The organism is Psychrobacter sp. 1Y4 (genome assembly GCF_051847555.1).
Genome location: NZ_JBPYDE010000868.1, coordinates 1 through 586, shown reverse-complemented (window position 1 = coordinate 586; position 586 = coordinate 1). Strand labels below are relative to the sequence as shown.

Here is a 586-nt window from a genome sequence, read left to right as displayed (position 1 = left end):
ACAAATGAGATACTAAGCAACTTATGGTTGAATCAAACCATGGCGAATGGCCAAATGCGTTAATTTTACATCACTATCAACGCCAACTTTTTCGTAAATACGGTAGCGATAGGTATTGATGGTTTTGACGCTGACAAATAATTGGTCAGCAATCTGCTGAGGGCTTTGGCAATTGACCACCATCATAGCCACTTGCTTTTCTCTATCACTTAACAAATCAAAAGGCGAGTTGGCATTGTCAGACAATAAGACGTCCGCCAACTGTTCAGCAACGTCTTGGCTAAAATAACGACCACCTTGATAGATTTTTTTGACCGCGCGTATCATCTCATCAAGTGGTGTACCTTTTGTGATATAACCATTGACACCAGCTTTGATGAGCATTGAGGGGTAGGGCTGTGCAGACATACTACTAACAGCTAAAATCTTGATACCCATATCGAGCTGAATCAAGCGTTTGGTCGCTTCAAGACCACCAATATTAGGCATATTGACATCTAGCAATACCACATCAGGACGTAACTGCTTGGCCTGCTTGATTGCCATATCACCGCTATCTGCTTCGCCCACTACTTCGATATCGGGG

At 43.0% G+C, this 586-nt stretch carries 1 protein-coding gene; it reads right to left on the bottom strand.

Going from position 1 to position 586, the window contains the following annotated elements:
• Positions 1-21 precede the first annotated feature (21 nt).
• Positions 22-586: response regulator (locus ACS8FC_RS19315; RefSeq protein ID WP_439297979.1), on the bottom strand; the 565-nt coding region annotated here is incomplete at its 5' end.